This window comes from Cellulosimicrobium marinum (assembly GCF_020551945.1).
In the GTDB taxonomy this organism is placed as follows: Bacteria; Actinomycetota; Actinomycetes; order Actinomycetales; family Cellulomonadaceae; genus Cellulosimicrobium; species Cellulosimicrobium marinum.
This window is the reverse complement of sequence record NZ_JAJBZH010000006.1, coordinates 182567-200920: the sequence shown is the minus strand read 5'-3', so window position 1 is coordinate 200920 and position 18354 is coordinate 182567. Positions and strand designations below refer to the sequence as shown.

Genomic DNA, 18354 nt, shown 5'->3' with positions numbered 1-18354 from the left:
GGCGTCGGCCGTCACCAGCGCGGGTGGCGGCCGACGCCGTCCCCGGGGATCCCGTGCGCCCGACGGTGCGAGGATGGTGCCCATGACTACCGAGAACGTCCCGGCGCAGGACCCGACGAGCGACGCCGTGCGCGACATCGCCGACGTGGCCGCCGTCGAGGTCATCACGTCCGCGGCGGTGCACCTCATGAGCGCGGCAGCCGTGAAGTGCGGTCTCGCCGAGGACGCCGAGCGGCAGGGGCACCTCGACCTCGACGAGGCCCGCAAGCTCATCACCGCGCTCGCCGCGCTCGTCACGGCGAGCGCCCCGGACATCGGCAACCAGCACGCGCGCTCGCTGCGCGACGGCCTGCGGTCCCTCCAGCTCGCGTTCCGTGAGGCGTCCGTCTACCCCGACGCCCCCGGCGAGGGGCCGGGCGAGAAGTACACGGGCGCGGTGAGTTGAGCACGCCCCCGAGCCCCGCGCCCGTGCCGGGCGACGACGACACGGCCACGACCCCGACGCCGGCCCCCGCGCCGGCGAGCGCGACGGCGGGGCCTCCCCCGACGGTCACCGCGCCGGACCCGGGCACGCCGTCCGAGGACGCGCCGTCGACCCGCCCGCGACGGCGGCGAGGGCTCGTGGTCGCCGTCGTCGTGCTCGCGGTGCTGCTCGCCGGCGCGCTCGGCACCGGCGCGTACCTGTGGGTCACGACCACGCGCTGGGAGGAGTCCAGCGCCGGCTGGGAGGCGCAGGCCCGGGACCTCGGGGAGGACGTCGCGCGGCTCACGACGGAGCTCGACGGGGTGAACGCGGAGCTGGAGTCGGCGCGCGGACAGCTGAGCACCGCGCAGGGCAGGATCAGCGAGCTCGCGAACGAGAAGGCGCAGCTCGGCGACGAGAACGAGGCGTCGCAGCAGTACCTCGACTACCAGAGCCGGGTGTCGGAGGCGGCGGGGACGGTCGCGGCCGCGCTGACCCAGTGCACGACGGCGCAGTCCCAGCTCATCGGCTACCTCGACGACCGCGAGGCGTACGACGCCGCGGACCTCGAGCGGTTCGCGGGGCAGGTCGACGACCTGTGCCGCCAGGCGACGGAGGCGAACGCCCAGCTCCAGCAGGAGCTCGCCGGATGAGGCGGAGGCACGGTCGCGCCGCACGCGCCGGCGCCGTCGTCGCGGCGGCCCTCGTCCTGACACCCGCGTGCGGCGTGCTGCCGGAGCTGCCCGACCCCGTGCCGTCGAGCGTCGTCCCGTCGTTCGCCGCGCCGGACGAACCCGAGGGGTCGGAGAACCTCTCCCCCGACGGGTTCGACGCGCTGCAGCGCATGGCGGTCCGGATCCGCAACGTCGGGTGCGAGGGGCTGTCGACCGGGTCGGGGTTCGCGCTCGACTCCCGCACGCTCCTCACGAACAAGCACGTCGTGGACTCGTCCCGGTCCCTCCAGCTCCTCACCTACGACGGCCGTGACATCGCCGCGCGCACGGCGAGCACCGCGCCGCTCGCCGACCTCGCCGTCGTGCGGACGGCCGAGGACCTGCCGTCCGCGCCCACGCTCGCGACCGACGACCCGGCCACGGGCGACCCCGTGACGGTCGTGGGCTACCCCGAGGGCGGCCGGCTGACCGTCACGCAGGGCACCGTCATCGGGACGACGACGGACCCGCTGCACGAGAACCTCGGCGAGGTCCTCGTCACCGACGCCCCCGTGGAGCCCGGGAGCTCCGGGTCGGCCGCGCTCAACGCGGACGGGGAGGTGATCGGGGTGGTCTACGCGAAGACTTCCACCGACAAGTCGCTGCTCGTCCCCGTGAGCACGGTGCAGGAGCTGCTCGCCGACGAGGCGTCCTTCGAGCCCGTCCCGGAGTGCGACGGCTGAGCCCCGGAGACGCCGCGCCGGAGCCCGCGCGTCAGGGCCCTCGCGGGTCTACTCTCGGGTGCCATGGCACACACCGCGAGCTCCGGCGACGCGCCCGCCGTCGACCCGGCGCACATCACGCAGGCTGCACGCGACACCCTGAACGTCCGCCGGGTCTTCGGGGATTCCTACGAGCGGGACGGGACGCTCGTCATCCCCGTCGCGACCGTCTGGGGAGGGACCGGCTCCGGGTGGGGCGCGGGGTCCGGCGAGATGTCGGGCAAGGGCGCGGCCGGCCTGCCCCACCTCCCCCGGCGCGGCGACGCCCCCGAGGGCGGACCCGGCGAGCCCGGCTCCGGCAACGCCGACGGCAACGCCGGGGGCGAGGGGTCGGGCGGCGGCGGAGGTTTCGGTGTCCGGGTCAAGGCGACGGGTGTCTACGTCGTCGACGCGCAGGGCGTGCGTTGGCAGCCCGCCGTCGACGTCAACCGCGTCGTGCTCGGCGGCCAGGCCCTCCTCGCCGTCGTGGGCGTCGCGGCGTCCCTCGCATGGGCGATCGGCCGCCTGCGCCGCTGAGACGGTCGCCCGGCCGCGTCAGCCCGCGCGACCGATCCGCAGCTCGAGGCCGTCGACACGTCCGGAGATGACGTCGTCGGCCGCGAGCGCGGCGTTGACCTGTGCGAGGACCGCGTCGAGCCCGGCGCGGTCGAGCCCCGGGTCGATCCGCAGCACGACGGCGACCTCGGCCCGGCGGCCGGGCTCGGCCCAGCCGCGGGCGACGTGCGGCACGCCGGTCACCGCCGCGGTGACGGCCTGTTGGACGGCGTCGTCGACCGTGCCGTCGACCACGGCCGGGTGCCACTCCTCGCCCTGGGCGAGAGCCCAGACCGCGGGCCGCGGGACGAGCGCGGTGACCGGGCCCGCGGGGTCGACCACGAGCAGGGCCCAGTCCTCGCTGACCGCGGACAGCGCGGCACGCCGGGCGTCCACGGGGACGGGCCGGGCGTCGGCCCGCCACGCGGCCATGGCGGCGACCGAGGTGAAGACGGGCAGCGCGCGCCGGCCGTCGGGGGCCTGGAGGGCGACGACGCCCGCCGACGCCTCCTTGTCGACCGTGTGCCCGTGCTCCCCCTCCTCGGCGGCCTCCAGCTCGGCGAGGATCGGGACCAGCACCCGGGTCGCGGCGAGCCGGCTCACCACGTCCCGCAGGGGCGCCTGGCCGGCGTGGAACGCGGTGAGCGTCGCCGCGAGCGCGGGGTCCGCCGACCCGTCGTCGCCCGAGAACCCGGACGAGGGCGGCAGCGCCTTGCCCCCGCCCCCGACCTGCCCGCCGTCGCCCGTCACGGGCGCCCTGCGACGTCGAGCGCCTGGGGAAGCGTGAAGGCCCCGGCGTAGAGCGCCTTGCCGACGATCGCGCCCTCGACGCCCGCCGGGACGAGCCCGCGCAGTGCCTCGAGGTCCGCCAGGCTCGAGATGCCGCCCGACGCGACGACGGGGGCGTCGGTCCGCGCCGCGACGTCGCGCAGGAGGTCGAGGTTCGGGCCGCGCAGCGTCCCGTCCTTCGTGACGTCCGTGACGACGTAGCGCGAGCAGCCCGCGGACTCGAGGCGGTCGAGCACCTCCCACAGGTCGCCGCCCTCCTGGGTCCAGCCGCGGGCGGCCAGGGTCGTCCCGCGCACGTCCAGCCCGACGGCCACCTTGTCGCCGTGCTCGGCGATGACCTTGGCGGTCCAGTCCGGGTTCTCCAGGGCGGCCGTGCCGAGGTTGACGCGGCGCGCGCCCGTGGCGAGCGCACGGTCGAGCGACGCGTCGTCGCGGATCCCGCCGGAGAGCTCCACCTGCACGTCGAGCCGGCCGACGACGTCGGCGAGCAGGTCCGCGTTGGAGCCGCGCCCGAACGCCGCGTCGAGGTCGACGAGGTGGATCCACTCCGCCCCGCCGGACTGCCAGTCGAGGGCCGCGGCGAGCGGGTCGCCGTACGAGGTCTCGGAGCCCGCCTCGCCCTGGACGAGGCGGACGGCCTGGCCGTCGGCGACGTCGACGGCGGGGAGCAGCACGAGGCGGTCGGTCACGAGGTTCTCCATCGGTCGTGCGCGGTCGCCCGCGCGGGTGGGGTGCGGTCGCGGCGGACGTGCGGCGCGCCGGCAACGGGTCAGAGCGAGCGGACCCAGTTCTCGAGCAGGGTGGCGCCGGCGTCGCCGGACTTCTCGGGGTGGAACTGCGTGGCGCTCAGCGGCCCGTTCTCCACGGCCGCGACGAACCGTCCGCCGTGGTCGGACCACGTGACGAGCGGGCGCCGGATCGGCGAGTCGGCGGGCAGGTCGTCACCGAGCGTGAACGAGCGCGCGGCGTAGGAGTGCACGAAGTAGAACCGCTCGTCCTCGACGCCGCGGAACAGGGTGCTGCCCTCGGGGACGTCGACCGTGTCCCAGCCCATGTGGGGCACGACCTCGGCCTCGAGCCGGTCCACGAGCCCCGGCCACTCGCCCAGCCCGTCCGTGCGGGTGCCGTGCTCGTCGCCCTCGGCGAACATGACCTGCATGCCGACGCAGATGCCGAGCACGGGGCGACCGCCGGCGAGGCGCCGGCCGACGACCTCGTGCCCGCGCACGGAGGTCAGTCCCTGCATGACGGCGGCGAACGCGCCGACGCCCGGCACGACGAGGCCGTCCGCCTCCTGGGCGCGCGACCGGTCGGCGGTGAGCTCGACGTCGGCGCCCACGCGCTCGAGCGCGCGGACCGCGGACCGGACGTTGCCGAAGCCGTAGTCGAGCACGACGACGGCGGGTCGGGCGGCGCTCACTGCTTGCGCGCCCGTCGGGCGGCCGAGGTGAGCAGGCGCATCGCCTTCCAGCGCGAGATCGACGTGCTCGCGACGACGCCCGGGAGGTCGGTGAGCGCCGTCGTGCCGACGAGCAGGTCCTCGAGCTCCTCGGGCGCACCGCCCAGCACGAGCCCGGGGGCGAGCACGTCGCCCTCCGCGCCGTCGGCCCACCGGCGCATCGACAGCTGCTCGCCCCGGCGCTCGACGAGGATGAGCGGGACGCCCTTGACGAGGGTCGTCAGGGCGGCCGCGGCGTGCGCGGGGGCGTCCCCGGCGCGGTCGCGCAGGACGGCGACGGCACCGACGTCCGTCGCGACGACGTCCGCCTCGACCTGGGCGAGGGAGCACGCCGCCGCGAGCGGCTCGGCGCCCGCGATCTGGGTGACGAGCGCCACGAGCTCCGGCGCGGAGCCCGACGTCAGGCCGGAGAGGTCGTCCGGGATCTCGACGCCGTCGAGGGCGGGCAGGTCGTCGTCCGACGGGGGCGTCGGCGCAGGGTCGGTGCTCACAGGGCCCCCTTGGTCGACGGGATGCCCTCGACGCGGGGGTCGGGGGCGACGGCGGCGCGCAGCGCACGGGCGAGCGCCTTGAACTGCGCCTCCACGACGTGGTGCGGGTCGCGACCGGCGAGCACGCGCACGTGGAGGCAGATGCCCGCGTGGTGCGCGATCGACTCGAGCACGTGGCGCGTGAGGGACCCGGTGAAGTGTCCGCCGATCAGGTGGTACTCCTGCCCCTCCGGCTCGCCGGAGTGCACGAGGTACGGCCGGCCCGACACGTCGACGACGGCGAGCGCGAGCGCCTCGTCGAGGGGCACGGTCGCGTCGCCGAAGCGGGAGATGCCGCGCTTGTCGCCGAGCGCGACGCGCAGCGCCTCGCCGATCGTGATCGCGACGTCCTCGACGGTGTGGTGCGCGTCGATGTGGGTGTCCCCGGTCGCCTCGACCCGCAGGTCGATGAGCGAGTGCTTCCCCAGGGCGGTGAGCATGTGGTCGTAGAACGGGACGGTCGTCGAGATCTCGGTGACCCCCGTCCCGTCGAGGTCGAGCTCGACGAGCACGCTCGACTCGGACGTCGCGCGCTCGATGCGCGCGGTGCGCTTCACAGTCCTGCCACCTCCACGAGGGCGTCGCGGAACGCCCTCATCTCCTCGGGGGTGCCGATCGACACCCGCAACCAACCGTCGGGTCCAGTCTCGCGGATGAGCACGCCCCGCTCCAACAGGCCGGCCCAGACCGCGTGCCGGTCGGCGAAGGTGCCGAACAGCACGAAGTTCGCGTCGGAGTCGGCGACGTCGAGCGGGCGGCCGTCCGGGTGGCGCAGCGAGCGCAGCCACGCGACGGTCGCGTCGCGCTCGGTGCGCAGCGCGTCGACCTGGGACAGCAGCTCGGCAGAGTGGGCGAGCGCGCCCCGCGCGACCGCCTGCGTGACGGCCGACAGGTGGTAGGGCAGGCGCACGACGCGCAGCGCGTCGACGAGCTCGCGCGAGGCGGTGAGATATCCCACGCGCGCCCCGGCGAGGGCGAACGCCTTGGACATCGTGCGCGTCACGGCGAGGTTCGGGTACCGGTCGAGCAGCTCGAGCGCGGACGGCGTCCCGCTCCGGCGGAACTCCCCGTACGCCTCGTCGACGACGACGACGGCGGGCGCCGGGCCCGCCGCGGTGGGCACCCGGACCGCGAGGGCCGCCTCGCAGACCGCCTCGACCGTCGCGGCGGGCAGGGCCGTGCCGGTCGGGTTGTTGGGGCTGGCGAGCAGGACGACCGACGGCTGCTCGCGCGTGACCACCTCCCGCGCGTGGTCGGGGTCGAGCGTGAAGTCCTCGGCGCGGCGGCCCACGACCCACGCGGTGTGCGTGTCCCGCGCGTACTCGGGGTACATCGAGTACGTCGGCGCGAACGAGACCGCGGTGCGCCCGGGACCCCCGAAGGCCTGGAGCACGTGCAGCATGATCTCGTTGGACCCGTTCGCCGCCCACACCTGGTCGGCGTCGCGGTGCACCCCGGCCTCGGTGAGCAGGTAGGCGGCGAGGTCGGCGCGCAGCGCGTCGAAGTCGCGGTCGGGGTAGCGGTTGAGGCCGCCGGCGGCCTCCCGCACGTGCTCGGCGATCGTCTCGACGACGGCCGGCCCCGGCGCGTAGGGGTTCTCGTTGACGTTGAGCAGGACCGGCACGTCGAGCTGCGGGGCGCCGTAGGGCTCGATGCCCGCGAGCTCCGGGCGCAGCGGCAGCCCGGACGTCCCGGCGAGGGTGGGTGGGGTCACCCGCACAGTCTACGAACCCCGGGCGACGGAGGTCGTGCCGTCCGGCACCCGGTCAGGACGCGGTGATCTTGCCCTCGGCGACCGTCACGGGCACCTCGGGCAGCGGCGAGGGCGCGGGGCCGCCGAGCACCTCGCCCGTCGCGAGGTCGTAGCTCGAGGCGTGGCACGGGCAGCGCAGGTCCCCGTCGCCCGACGCGACGACGCACGCCTGGTGCGTGCAGATCGCGCTGAACGCCGCGTACGTGCCCTCCTGGGGCTGGGTGACGAGGAGCTGCGCGCCGCCCACGGTGACGCCGAGCGCACCGCCGACCGGGACGTCGTCGGCCCGGGCGAGCACCTGGCCGGGCTCGACGGCGACCTCGTCACCGGGCGTGCCCGCGGACCGGTCCGGGTCGCCGGTGCCCGACGGCGGGTCCCCGCCGCACGCGGCGAGGACCGCGAGCGCCGCGCCCGCGCCGGACCCGGCGAGCACCGCGCGGCGGGTCGTGCCGTACCTCTGCGACCCGTCCGTGATCCGGGGTGCGCCCATGCTCTCCGCCTCCGACGCCGTCGACGACCGGGGCCCGCCCCCGGGCCGCCGGCGCGCGGTCCGCACCCGACGGCGGTTCAATTGAAGCACCGGGGCCCGGGTCGCGCGCCCCGGGCCGGCACCGGGCGGACGGCGTCGTCCGACCCCGACCGGACGTGACGGCGTACGTGCCTGGAGGCACCGATGACCTCGTCCCCACCGGGCCCTCCCCCGCCCGGACCGCGTTCCCGTGGCGCGTGGACCCTGCGCGGGCTGACAGCCGCAGGCCTCCTCCTGTCCGCCGACGTCCACCTGGTGCTCTACGCCGAGGGCTACGACGACATCGAGGTGGTCGGGCCGCTGTTCCTCCTCAACGCCGTCGCGGGCCTCGCGCTGGGGATCCTGGTGCTGGTCTGGCGCCACTGGCTGCCGGTGCTCGGCGCGATCGGCTTCGGCGCCCTCACCCTCGCGGCGTTCTACCTCTCGACGACCGTGGGGTTCTTCGGCGTGAACGAGTCCGTCGGCGGAACCCAGCAGGTCCTGGCCGCCGTGAGCGAGTGGGTCGCGGTCGTCGGCGGGACGCTCGTCCTGCTCGTCGAGAGACGAAGGTCCCGGGCGGGTGCGCCGTGAGTCATCGAAAGGTCATCGATCCGTCCGTACCCCGCGACGGCGCACCCCGGCGCGCGTAGCGTCGAGAGCAGGACACCATCACCGACCCAGGATCGAGGAGAACGCGATGACCACCATGCGTGCCGCCGTCGTCCACGACTTCACCCGCCCGCTGTCCGTCGACGAGATCGACGTGCCGGCCCCCGGCCCGCACGAGGCGCTCGTCAAGGTCGACTACACGGGCGTGTGCCACACGGACCTGCACGCCGCGCACGGCGACTGGCCCGTCAAGCCGAGCCCGCCGTTCGTGCCCGGGCACGAGGGCGTCGGGCGGGTCGTGGCCGTGGGCGACCAGGTGACGCGCGTCACGGAGGGCGACCTCGTCGGCAACGCGTGGCTGTGGAGCGCGTGCGGCGAGTGCGAGTACTGCGAGACGGGCTGGGAGACCCTGTGCCCGAACCAGAAGAACGGCGGCTACTCGGTCGACGGGTCGTTCGGCCAGTACATGCTCGTCGACTCCCGCTACTGCCCGGTGGTCCCGGACGGCGTCGACGAGTCCGCGGTCGGCCCGATCCTGTGCGCCGGCGTCACCGTGTACAAGGGTCTCAAGGTCACCGACACGAAGCCGGGCGAGTGGGTGCTGATCTCCGGGATCGGCGGCCTCGGCCACATCGCGGTGCAGTACGCCGTGGCGATGGGGCGCCGGGTCGCGGCGGTCGACGTCGACGACGCCAAGCTCGAGCTGGCCCGCACGCACGGCGCGGAGGTGACCGTCAACGCGGCGACGTCCGCCGACGCCGCGGCGGAGCTCCAGGAGAAGACCGGCGGCGGGGTGCACGGTGCGCTCGTCACCGCGGTCAACGCCCACGCCTTCCCCCAGGCCGTCGGTGCGCTGCGGCGCGGCGGCACCGTGTCCCTCGTCGGTCTGCCGCCGGAGAAGTTCCCGCTCGACATCTTCACGACGGTGCTCTTCGGGCTGACGGTGCGCGGCTCGATCGTCGGGACGCGCAAGGACATGGCGGAGGCCCTCGACTTCTTCGCCCGCGGCAAGGTCACGCCGACGTACACGGTGCGCCCCCTCGACGACATCAACGACATCTTCGGGGAGATGGAGGCCGGCGCGATCGACGGCCGTGTCGTGATGGACATGCGCGGCTGACACCCGCACCCGGGCCCGGTCGTCCCCACCTGGGGACGACCGGGCCCCCGTACGGGCGGGTGCGCCTACGATCGGGCGGGTGAGCCCCACCGACCCGTACGCGGACCTGCCCTTCGACCCGGCCGACGAGCCGCCGCTGGACGAACCCGGCGGGGACCCCTGGGCCGCGACCGACCCCGTTCCCGACGACGCCGCGGCTGCCGCGCCGCCCGACGCGCCCGAGGTCGGTGCTCCGGCGTCCGCCCCCGGTCCGTCGGGCGACGCGGACGCCGTCCGTCGCGCGAAGCTCGCGATGCTGCGCGGCCTCCTCGACGGCGAGTCCCTGCGCGAGGACGCCGAGACGGCGCTGCGCGCGCTCGTCGGTCGCGAGAACGCCCGCCTGCGCGACGACCAGTGGCGTGCCATCGAGGCGCTCGTCGCGTTCCGCCGCCGCGCGCTCGTCGTGCAGCGGACCGGATGGGGCAAGTCGGCGGTCTACTTCGTCGCGACCCGCCTCCTGCGCGACCGCGGCGCCGGGCCCACCGTGATCGTCTCGCCGCTGCTCGCGCTCATGCGCGACCAGGTCGCCGCCGCCGCGCGCGCGGGCATCCGCGCCGTGACCATCAACTCGTCGAACGTCACCGAGTGGGACGAGGTGCACGCCGCGATCGCCGCCGGCGAGGTCGACGTGCTCCTCTGCTCCCCGGAACGGCTCAACAACCCCGGGTTCCGCGACGAGGTGCTGCCGCGGCTCGCCGCCGACGCCGGCCTCGTCGTCGTCGACGAGGCCCACTGCATCTCCGACTGGGGCCACGACTTCCGGCCCGACTACCGCCGCATCCGCACGCTCCTCGCCGACCTTCCGGCCGGCATCCCCGTCCTCGCGACCACCGCGACCGCCAACGCGCGCGTCACCGCCGACGTCGCCGAGCAGCTCGGGGTCCGCGCCCAGGCCGTGACCGGGACGGGGACCGCGTCGAACGACGAGGTCCTCGTGCTGCGCGGCGGGCTCGACCGGGAGTCGCTCCACCTCGCCGTTCTCCCCCTGCCCGACCAGCCGTCGCGCGTCGCGTGGCTCGTCGAGGCGCTGCAGGACGTCGACGGGTCGGGCATCGTCTACTGCCTCACCGTCTCCGCCGCCGAGCAGGTCGCGAGCCAGCTGCGTGCGGCAGGGCTCGCCGTCGCCGCCTACACCGGCCAGACCGACCCCGCCGAGCGCGAGCGTCTGGAGGAGGACCTCAAGGAGAACCGCGTCAAGGCGCTCGTCGCGACGTCGGCGCTCGGCATGGGCTTCGACAAGCCCGACCTGGCGTTCGTCGTGCACCTGGGCGCACCGAGCTCGCCCATCGCGTACTACCAGCAGGTCGGGCGCGCCGGGCGCGGCGTCGACTCCGCCGTCGTGGTGCTCCTCCCCGGCGAGGAGGACCGCCGCATCTGGGAGTGGTTCGCCTCCACGGCGTTCCCGCCGCAGGCGCAGGTGCGCGCGACCCTCGCCGCGCTCGACGGCGGCGGCACCCAGTCCGTCGCGCAGCTCGAGACCCAGGTCGACCTCAAGCGGTCGCGCCTCGAGGGGATGCTCAAGGTCCTCGACGTCGACGGCGCGGTCCGCCGCGTCAAGGGCGGGTGGGAGGCGACGGGCCAGGCGTGGGAGTACGACGCCGAGCGCTACGCCCGCGTGGAGCAGACCCGGGCCGCGGAGCAGCGCGCGATGCTCGACTACGAGGCGACGACCGGGTGCCGCATGGCGTTCCTGCGCGCCACCCTCGACGACCCCGAGCTGGAGCCCGGCTGGGAGTGCGGGCGCTGCGACCGGTGCGGCGGGGTCACCCTGCCCGCCGTGCCGGACGCCGACGCCGTCGCCGCGGCCCGCGCCGACATGGACCGGCCCGGCGTCGAGGTCGTCGCGCGCCGCCAGTGGCCGAGCGGCATGGACCGTCTCGGCGTGGAGGTGCGCGGCCGCATCCCCGCCGACGAGCAGGCGGAGCCGGGGCGTGCGGTCGCGCGGCTCGACGGCCTGGGCTGGTCGGGGCCCCTGCGCGAGCTCTTCTCCCCCGGTGCCCCGGACGGCGAGACGCCCGTCGCGCTCCGCCGCGCCGCGGCGCGCGTGCTCGACGAGTGGACCGACCTGTACGACGTGCCCGAGGGGGGCGACACCGCCCAGGAGGTGCAGGGGCCCGGTACCGCCGTCCCGGAGCGCCGGCTGCTGGTCGACGGGGTCGTGGCCGTCCGCTCGGTGACCCGACCCCAGCTCACGTTCCACCTCGCGAACGGTCTCGCGAGCTACCTCGGCCGCCCCCTCGTCGGCGCGATCGGGCCCGTGCCGGGTCGTGAGGAGCCGGGCCGGCACGACGTGAACTCGGCGACCCGTCTCGCGGGGGTCACCGGCCGGCTGCGTCTCGAGCTGTCCGACGCCGCGCGCGCCGGTCTCGCCGGACGACGCCTGCTCCTCGTCGACGACTGGACGGAGTCGGGCTGGACGATCACCGTCGCCGCACGGCTCCTGCGGCTGGCCGGGGCCGAGGCCGTGCACCCGTTCGTGCTCGGCGTGCGCTGACGTGGCTCCCGACGCCCACCCGCGCGATGCCGACCGCGGGTGGGCGCGGTCCCCTCACCAGCGCAGCCTCAGCTCGGTGTAGGTCGTGTCGGTGAACCCGAGCGCACGGTAGAGCCCTTCGCCGGCGGGTGTGGCGTGCAGCGCCACCGAGTCCGCACCCGCACCCCGCGCCCAGTCGACCGCAGCCACCACGCACGCGCGGGCGTGCCCCCGCCCACGCGCCGGAGGGAGGGTGCAGACGTTGGACAGGTGTGCCGTGACACCGCGGGGGTTGCGCGCGGACGGCGCGCCCCGGCCCAGCGTCACGAGCGCGCCCGTCACCACGGCGCCGCCGTCGTCGACCACGAAGGCCGCCGCGTCGTCGCCGGCGAGCGCGTCCCGGAACCAGGTGAGGGCGCGGTCCTGCCACCCGCGGTCCTCCGCCCCGTCCTCCCCCATCGCGCGCATGAGCTCGACACGCAGGCCCACGAGCGCCGAGGCGTCCGCCGGACGCGCCCGGCGCACGCCGTGGTCTCCCGGCACGACAGCCTCGCCCCGCGACACAGAGCCCTCCGTCAGAGGAAGCGGGCCCGCACGGCCTCGCCGTGCGCCGGCAGGTCCTCGTCCACCGCGACCGCCACGATCCGCTCCGCGACGTCCTCCAGCGCGTCCCGGTCGTACTCGATCACCTGGACCGCCTTGACGAAGCTGTGCACGCCGAGCCCGCTCGCGAAGTGCGCGCACCCGCCCGTCGGCAGGACGTGGTTCGACCCCGCCATGTAGTCGCCCAGCGACACCGGCGACCACGGACCGACGAAGATCGCCCCCGCGCTGCGGACGCGCTCGGCGTACGCCGCCGCGTCCCGCGTCTGGATCTCGAGGTGCTCCGCCCCGTAGGCGTCCACGACCGCGAGCCCCTGCTCGAGGTCGTCCACGAGCACGACCGCCGACTGCGGCCCGGCGAGCGCCTGCGCGACCCGCTCCGTGTGCTTCGTCTCCGGCACCAGGTCGACGAGCCGCGCCTCGACCGCGGCCGCGAGCTCCACCGACGGCGTCACGAGGACGGCCGCGGCCAGCGGGTCGTGCTCGGCCTGGCTGATGAGGTCCGACGCGACGTGCCCCGGGTCAGCCGTCGTGTCCGCGAGGATCGCGATCTCCGTCGGCCCCGCCTCGGCGTCGATGCCGACGACGCCCCGCACCAGCCGCTTGGCCGCCGCGACGAAGACGTTGCCCGGGCCGGTCACGACGTCGACGGGCTCGCACAGCACGTCGCCGTCCTGGGGCTCGCTGCCCACCGCGCCGTAGGCGAACATCGCGACGGCCTGGGCGCCGCCCGCCGCGTACACCTCGTCGACGCCCAGCAGCGCGCACGCGGCGAGGATGGTCGGGTGCGGCAGGCCACCGGCGTCCTTCTGCGGCGGCGACGCGACCGCGAGGCTCTCGACGCCCGCCTCCTGGGCCGCGACGACGTTCATGACGACCGACGACGGGTACACCGCGAGGCCTCCCGGCGCGTACAGACCCACGCGCCCGACGGGCACCCAGCGCTGGCGCACCTGCGCACCCGGGGCGACCTGCACCGTGAAGTCCCGCGGCCGCTGCGCCGCGTGCACGAGCCGGACCCGGCGGATTGCCTCCTCCAGCCCCGACCGGACGGCAGGGTCGAGCTCGGCGAGCGCCGTGGCGAGCGCCTGTGCCGGGACCCGCAGGTGCTCGGGCCGGACCCCGTCGAACCGCTCCGCGTACTCGCGCAGCGCCTCCGCCCCCCGGGAGCGCACCGCGTCGAGGATCGGGGCCACCCGATGCGCCGCGTCCTCCACACCGAGCTCCGCCCGGGGCAGGGCCTCGACGAGCTCACGCGCGGACAGGGTGCGGCCTCGAAGATCGATGCGGGTGATCATGGGTCGAGTCTAGGAGCGCGAGGCCGCGCCGGACGAGAGGATTCCGCCTGCCGGGCGCCGCGCCTCTGCTGCCGTGGCCGGTGTCGGGTGCCCGTCGCGGGATGGGACGATGGGCGCATGGACGCAACGGACGCCACCCCCGTCGAGATCTCCGACGACGTCATCCGGCTGGGGCAGTTCCTCAAGCTCGCCGGGCTCGCCGAGTCCGGCGCCGAGGCACGCGAGCTCGTCGCCGAGGGCGAGGTGCGGGTGAACGGCGAGATCGACACCCGACGAGGCCGCCAGCTCCGCAGGGGCGACGTCGTCACGGTCGACCACCCGGCCGGGACCCAGGCCGCGTCCGTCGCCTGACCCGATCGTCTGACCCCGGGCACCGGACTGGTCGCCCGACGTCAGGCCATGTAGGTCACGTCAGGCCATGTAGGTCGAGGCCATCACGCGGTCCGGCGTGAGCCGCAGCACCACGCGCTCCGGGTTCGGACCGAGCTGCCGGTAGCGACGGCCGTACCGCTCGACGGCGTCCGCGATCTCCGCCTCGTCCTCGACCACCTCGACCGTCCCCTCCAGGGTGATCCAGCGGCCCCCGTCGACCTGGCACACCGCCGCACGCGGCAGGGCGCCCTCCGCGCCGACGCGCCGCGCGTTGCGGGCCTTCACCGACCCGCGGTTGCACGTGATCCGCACGACACCCGCCTCGTCGTCCCACGTGAACGCCACCGGCACCACGTGGGGCGTGCCGTCGGCGCGCAGGGTCGTGAGGGTGGCCAGGTGCCGCTCGGTGACGAACACGCGCTGCTCAGGGTTGAGTCGCATCACGCGCCGAGTCTAGGCGCGGCCGTGGGGACGCCCCTCACACGAGGCACGACGGCCCGAGCAGCGCCTTGAGGTCGCCGAAGAGCGCCGGGGACTTCTCCACGCGCAGGGCGTCGCCCGCCCGCACCACCGTCGTCTTGCCCGGTTCGAGCACCTGGACGTGCACCTCGGCGGAACCCGGGTGCGTCGCGAGGACGTCCCGCAGCCGGGCGACGACCGGCTCGACGCACCGCGTGTGCGGCACACGGACGGCGAGCGGCGACTCGGCACCGACCGTGACGTCCGGCAGGGAGACCTCCATCGCCTGGAGCTGCATGGTGTCGTCCCGTCGGCGCACCCGGCCGCGCAGCACGACGACCTGGTCCTCCGCGAGGATCGTCGAGTACGCGAGGTACGTCTCGCCGAAGAACATCACCTCGACGGCCCCCTCGAGGTCCTCGATCGTCACCGCCGCCCACGGGTTGCCGTTCTTGCTCATCTTGCGCTGCAGCGAGGTGACCAGACCCGCGACCGTCACGGTCGACCCGTCAGGGCGTCCTTCGTCCGCGATGAGCGCGGCGATCCCGGTGTCCGCCGCACGGGTGAGCACGTGCTCCAGCCCCGACAGCGGGTGGTCCGACACGTACAGACCGAGCATCTCGCGCTCGAACGCGAGCCTCTGCTTCTTGTCCCAGTCCGGCAGGTCCGGCACGTCCACGCTGAACGACATCGACGGGTCGTCCTGCGCGGCGAAGTCGGCGAAGAGGTCGAACTGCCCCTCCGCCTCCTTGCGCTTGACGCTGATGACGGAGTCCACCGCCTGCTCGTGGACGACGAGCAGCGCGCGGCGGCCGTGCCCGAGGGAGTCGAACGCCCCGGCCTTGATCAGCGACTCGATCGTGCGCTTGTTGCACACGACCGCCGGGACCTTGTCGAGGAAGTCCGTGAAGGACGTGAACTCGCCCTTCGACTCGCGCGTCGCGACGATCGCGTCCACGACGTTGCGGCCCACGTTGCGCACCGCGGTGAGACCGAAGCGGATGTCGTCCCCGACGGCCGTGAAGTTCGCCGCTGACGAGTTCACGTCCGGAGGAAGGACGGTGATGTGCATCCGGCGGCACTCGTTGAGGTACAGCGCCGACTTGTCCTTGTCGTCGCGCACGCTCGTGAGCAGCGCCGCCATGTACTCGGTCGGGTAGTTCGCCTTGAGGAACGCCGTCCAGTACGAGACGAGGCCGTAGCCCGCCGAGTGGGCCTTGTTGAACGCGTACCCCGCGAACGGGACGAGCGTGTCCCACACCGCCTGGATCGCACCGTCGCTGTAGCCCCGCTCCTTCATGCCCGCGTGGAAGGGCACGAACTCCTTGTCGAGGATCTCCTTCTTCTTCTTGCCCATCGCACGCCGCAGCAGGTCGGCCTGGCCGAGCGAGTACCCGGCGAGCACCTGCGCGGCCTTCTGCACCTGCTCCTGATAGACGATGAGGCCGTACGTCTCGTCGAGGACCTCCGCCAGAGGCTCCGCGAGCTCCGGGTGGATCGGCTCGATCTTCTGCAGGCCGTTCTTGCGCAGCGCGTAGTTCGTGTGCGAGTTCATGCCCATCGGGCCCGGCCGATACAGGGCGATGACGGCGGAGATGTCCTCGAAGTTGTCCGGACGCATCTGGCGCAGCAGGGCGCGCATCGGACCGCCGTCGAGCTGGAACACGCCCAGCGTGTCACCACGCGCCAGCAGCTCGTACGCCGCACGGTCGTCGAGCTCGAGCGCCTCGATCTGGATGGGTTCCTTGCCGTTCATCTCGATGTTCTCGAGCGCGTCCTCGAGGATCGTGAGGTTGCGCAGCCCCAGGAAGTCCATCTTGATGAGGCCGAGCCCCTCGGACGTCGGGTAGTCGAACTGCGTGATCACCGCGCCGTCCTGCAGGCGCCGCATGATCGGGATGATGTCGATCAGCGGGTCGCTCGACATGATGACGCCCGCCGCGTGCACGCCCCACTGGCGCTTCAGGCCCTCGATACCGCGCGCCAGCTCCACCACGCGCTGCGCCTCGGGGTCCGTGTCGTGCAGCTGGCGGAACTCCCCCGCCTCCGCGTACCGCTCGTGCTTCGGGTCGAAGATGCCCGACAACGGGATGTCCTTGCCCATCACCGCCGGCGGCATCGCCTTCGTGAGCTTCTCCCCCATCGCGAACGGGAAGCCCAGGAGGCGCGACGAGTCCTTGAGCGCCTGCTTCGCCTTGATCGTCCCGTACGTGACGATCTGCGCCACCCGGTCGTCCCCGTACTTCTCCGTGACGTACCGGATGACCTCACCGCGCCGGCGCTCGTCGAAGTCGACGTCGACGTCGGGCATCGACACGCGCTCCGGGTTGAGGAAGCGCTCGAAGATCAGACCGTGCTTGAGCGGGTCGAGCTCCGTGATCCCCATGAGGTACGACGCCATCGACCCCGCCGCCGACCCACGGCCCGGCCCCACCCGGATCCCCTGCTCCTTCGCCCAGTTGATGAAGTCGGCGACCACGAGGAAGTACCCCGGGAAACCCATCTGGACGATGACCTCGGTCTCGTACTCCGCCTGCTTGCGCGACGCCTCCGGGATCCCGCCCGGGTAGCGCCGGTGCAGGCCGCGCTCGATCTCCTTGACGAACCAGCTCGTCTCGTCCTCGCCCTCCGGCACGGGGAAGCGCGGCATGTAGTTGGCCTTCGTGTTGAAGGACACCTCGCACTGCTCCGCGATGAGCAGCGTGTTGTCGCACGCCTCCGGCAGCTCTGCGAACACCCGCCGCATCTCGGCCGCCGACTTCACGTAGTACCCCGTGCCGTCGAACTTGAACCGGTCCGGGTCGTCCAGCGTCGACCCCGAGTTGATCGCGAGCAACGCCTCCTGGCTCGACGCGTCGTCCTCGCGCACGTAGTGGAGGTCGTTCGTCGCGACGACCCGCGCGCCGATCGTCTCCGCGAGGCGCAGCAGGTCCTTCGTGACCCGCGTCTCGATCTCCAGCCCGTGGTCCATGAGCTCGACGAAGAACCCGTCGCGACCGAAGATGTCCTGCAGCTCGCCCGCGGTCCGCACCGCCTCGTCCCACTGCCCCAGCCGCAGCCGCGTCTGGATCTCGCCCGACGGGCACCCGCTCGTCGCGATCAGGCCCTTGCCGTACCGCTGCAGCAGGTCGCGGTCCATCCGCGGCCACTTGCCCATCTGCCCGTCGAGCGACGCGAGCGACGACGCCCGGAACAGGTTGTGCAGGCCCTCGTTGTCCTTCGCGAGCAGCGTCATGTGCGTGTACGCGCCGCGCGCCGACACGTCGTCGGACTCCTGCCCCTTCTCCCCGAACCGCACACGCGTCTGGTCGAACCGGCTCGTCCCCGGCGTGACGTACGCCTCGACGCCGATGATCGGCTTGATGCCCTTCGCCTGCGCCTTCGACCAGAACTCGAACGCGCCGAACACGTACCCGTGGTCCGTCGTCGCGATGGCCTTCTGGCCGAGCCGCTCGACCTCGTCGAACAGGTCCCCGATCCGCGCCGCACCGTCCAGCATCGAGTACTCGGTGTGGACGTGGAGATGGACGAAGTCCTCGGTCGTGCTCGGCATGCGTCGATCCTAGGCGCGGGCACGGACATCGGCGGCCACCGCGCGCGACGCGTCGGTCACGTCCCCCCGGGTCGCCCGAGGATCCGTGTGGTCGCCGCCGCGGGGTGGTGGATGGTGTCGCGGCTCTCCCTCCGCGCCTCGTTCCTCGGCGCTCCCGCCAGGCCCGCCACGAGCCGCGACACCACCCACCACCCCGCTCTTCCCGTCCGTCGCCTCTGCACGGTGCACGGTGCACGGCTCACGGTGCACGGAGATCCCGCGCGGCGTGCGTGCGTAGCGCGCGGGGCCGTTCACAGGGCCAGGTCCCGACCGGCGGGAGAGGCGCGACGAGGACGAGCGCGCGGGGTCGGGGCCGTG

19 protein-coding genes are annotated in these 18354 nt (G+C 74.3%); 8 read left to right on the top strand and 11 right to left on the bottom strand.

Features of this window, described 5'->3' with window-relative positions; all coding sequences use genetic code 11:
- The first annotated feature begins 82 nt into the window (after positions 1–82).
- The 4 genes from LGQ04_RS14800 (at position 83) to LGQ04_RS14785 (ending at position 2414) form a co-directional block, all read left to right on the top strand.
- Positions 83–445 (top strand): DUF1844 domain-containing protein, encoded by a 363-nt coding sequence (locus LGQ04_RS14800; RefSeq protein ID WP_229244701.1) that lies wholly within the window; start codon positions 83–85, stop codon positions 443–445.
- The gene (locus LGQ04_RS14795) at positions 442–1116 is read left to right on the top strand and encodes a hypothetical protein (protein WP_229244700.1); all 675 of its coding nucleotides are present in this window, start codon (positions 442–444) and stop codon (positions 1114–1116) included. The genes LGQ04_RS14800 and LGQ04_RS14795 overlap by 4 nt, the downstream gene beginning before the upstream one ends.
- A complete protein-coding gene (locus LGQ04_RS14790) occupies positions 1113–1859 on the top strand; it encodes a S1C family serine protease (RefSeq protein WP_229244699.1) in 747 nt (248 codons plus the stop codon). The genes LGQ04_RS14795 and LGQ04_RS14790 overlap by 4 nt, the downstream gene beginning before the upstream one ends.
- A gap of 63 nt (positions 1860–1922) precedes the next feature.
- On the top strand, positions 1923–2414 hold the full coding sequence (locus LGQ04_RS14785; protein ID WP_229244698.1) for a hypothetical protein: 492 nt from the start codon (positions 1923–1925) through the stop codon (positions 2412–2414).
- 18 nt (positions 2415–2432) lie between these two features.
- On the opposite strand, the gene LGQ04_RS14780 is transcribed toward LGQ04_RS14785, so the two are convergent.
- The 7 genes from LGQ04_RS14780 to LGQ04_RS14750 form a co-directional block, all read right to left on the bottom strand.
- The gene (locus tag LGQ04_RS14780; RefSeq protein WP_229244697.1) at positions 2433–3182 is read right to left on the bottom strand and encodes an SseB family protein; all 750 of its coding nucleotides are present in this window, start codon (positions 3180–3182) and stop codon (positions 2433–2435) included.
- Positions 3179–3910, bottom strand: a complete 732-nt coding sequence (priA, locus tag LGQ04_RS14775) for a bifunctional 1-(5-phosphoribosyl)-5-((5-phosphoribosylamino)methylideneamino)imidazole-4-carboxamide isomerase/phosphoribosylanthranilate isomerase PriA (RefSeq protein ID WP_229244696.1) — start codon at positions 3908–3910, stop codon at positions 3179–3181. Before priA ends, LGQ04_RS14780 begins: the two co-directional genes overlap by 4 nt.
- A gap of 80 nt (positions 3911–3990) precedes the next feature.
- Complete coding sequence (hisH, locus tag LGQ04_RS14770) at positions 3991–4641, bottom strand: imidazole glycerol phosphate synthase subunit HisH (RefSeq protein ID WP_229244695.1); 651 nt, start codon at positions 4639–4641, stop codon at positions 3991–3993.
- A complete protein-coding gene (locus LGQ04_RS14765; RefSeq protein ID WP_229244694.1) occupies positions 4638–5171 on the bottom strand; it encodes a hypothetical protein in 534 nt (177 codons plus the stop codon). The genes hisH and LGQ04_RS14765 overlap by 4 nt, the downstream gene beginning before the upstream one ends.
- Positions 5168–5767 carry an imidazoleglycerol-phosphate dehydratase HisB gene (hisB, locus tag LGQ04_RS14760; protein WP_229244693.1) on the bottom strand — a complete coding sequence of 200 codons (600 nt, stop codon included), beginning with the start codon at positions 5765–5767 and terminating at the stop codon, positions 5168–5170. Before hisB ends, LGQ04_RS14765 begins: the two co-directional genes overlap by 4 nt.
- A complete protein-coding gene (locus LGQ04_RS14755; RefSeq protein ID WP_229244692.1) occupies positions 5764–6924 on the bottom strand; it encodes a histidinol-phosphate transaminase in 1161 nt (386 codons plus the stop codon). Before LGQ04_RS14755 ends, hisB begins: the two co-directional genes overlap by 4 nt.
- Positions 6925–6976: 52 nt before the next feature.
- On the bottom strand, positions 6977–7453 hold the full coding sequence (locus LGQ04_RS14750) for a Rieske (2Fe-2S) protein (RefSeq protein ID WP_229244691.1): 477 nt from the start codon (positions 7451–7453) through the stop codon (positions 6977–6979).
- Positions 7454–7636: 183 nt separating this feature from the next.
- Here LGQ04_RS14750 and LGQ04_RS14745 point away from each other — a divergent pair, with 183 nt between their 5' ends.
- The 3 genes from LGQ04_RS14745 (at position 7637) to LGQ04_RS14735 (ending at position 11733) form a co-directional block, all read left to right on the top strand.
- The gene (locus tag LGQ04_RS14745; RefSeq protein ID WP_229244690.1) at positions 7637–8062 is read left to right on the top strand and encodes a hypothetical protein; all 426 of its coding nucleotides are present in this window, start codon (positions 7637–7639) and stop codon (positions 8060–8062) included.
- A gap of 106 nt (positions 8063–8168) precedes the next feature.
- Entirely contained in the window at positions 8169–9200 is a 1032-nt protein-coding gene (gene adhP / locus LGQ04_RS14740) for an alcohol dehydrogenase AdhP (RefSeq protein ID WP_229244689.1), read from the top strand.
- A 292-nt stretch (positions 9201–9492) separates the two neighbouring features.
- Positions 9493–11733: a RecQ family ATP-dependent DNA helicase gene (locus tag LGQ04_RS14735; RefSeq protein WP_229244742.1), complete on the top strand. Its 2241-nt coding sequence runs from the start codon at positions 9493–9495 to the stop codon at positions 11731–11733.
- A 54-nt stretch (positions 11734–11787) separates the two neighbouring features.
- Here the strand turns inward: LGQ04_RS14735 and LGQ04_RS14730 are convergent, their stop codons facing one another.
- Positions 11788–12255 carry a GNAT family N-acetyltransferase gene (locus tag LGQ04_RS14730; RefSeq protein ID WP_229244688.1) on the bottom strand — a complete coding sequence of 156 codons (468 nt, stop codon included), beginning with the start codon at positions 12253–12255 and terminating at the stop codon, positions 11788–11790.
- Between the two features lie 32 nt (positions 12256–12287).
- Positions 12288–13613, bottom strand: a complete 1326-nt coding sequence (gene hisD, locus LGQ04_RS14725; protein WP_229244687.1) for a histidinol dehydrogenase — start codon at positions 13611–13613, stop codon at positions 12288–12290.
- 117 nt (positions 13614–13730) lie between these two features.
- On the opposite strand from hisD, the gene LGQ04_RS14720 reads away from it, so the two are divergent.
- Positions 13731–13964 carry an RNA-binding S4 domain-containing protein gene (locus LGQ04_RS14720; protein ID WP_229244686.1) on the top strand — a complete coding sequence of 78 codons (234 nt, stop codon included), beginning with the start codon at positions 13731–13733 and terminating at the stop codon, positions 13962–13964.
- Positions 13965–14024: 60 nt separating this feature from the next.
- Here the strand turns inward: LGQ04_RS14720 and LGQ04_RS14715 are convergent, their stop codons facing one another.
- Complete coding sequence (locus tag LGQ04_RS14715; RefSeq protein WP_267494982.1) at positions 14025–14426, bottom strand: pyridoxamine 5'-phosphate oxidase family protein; 402 nt, start codon at positions 14424–14426, stop codon at positions 14025–14027.
- Between the two features lie 37 nt (positions 14427–14463).
- Complete coding sequence (dnaE, locus tag LGQ04_RS14710) at positions 14464–17997, bottom strand: DNA polymerase III subunit alpha (protein WP_229244684.1); 3534 nt, start codon at positions 17995–17997, stop codon at positions 14464–14466.
- Positions 17998–18354 lie beyond the last annotated feature (357 nt).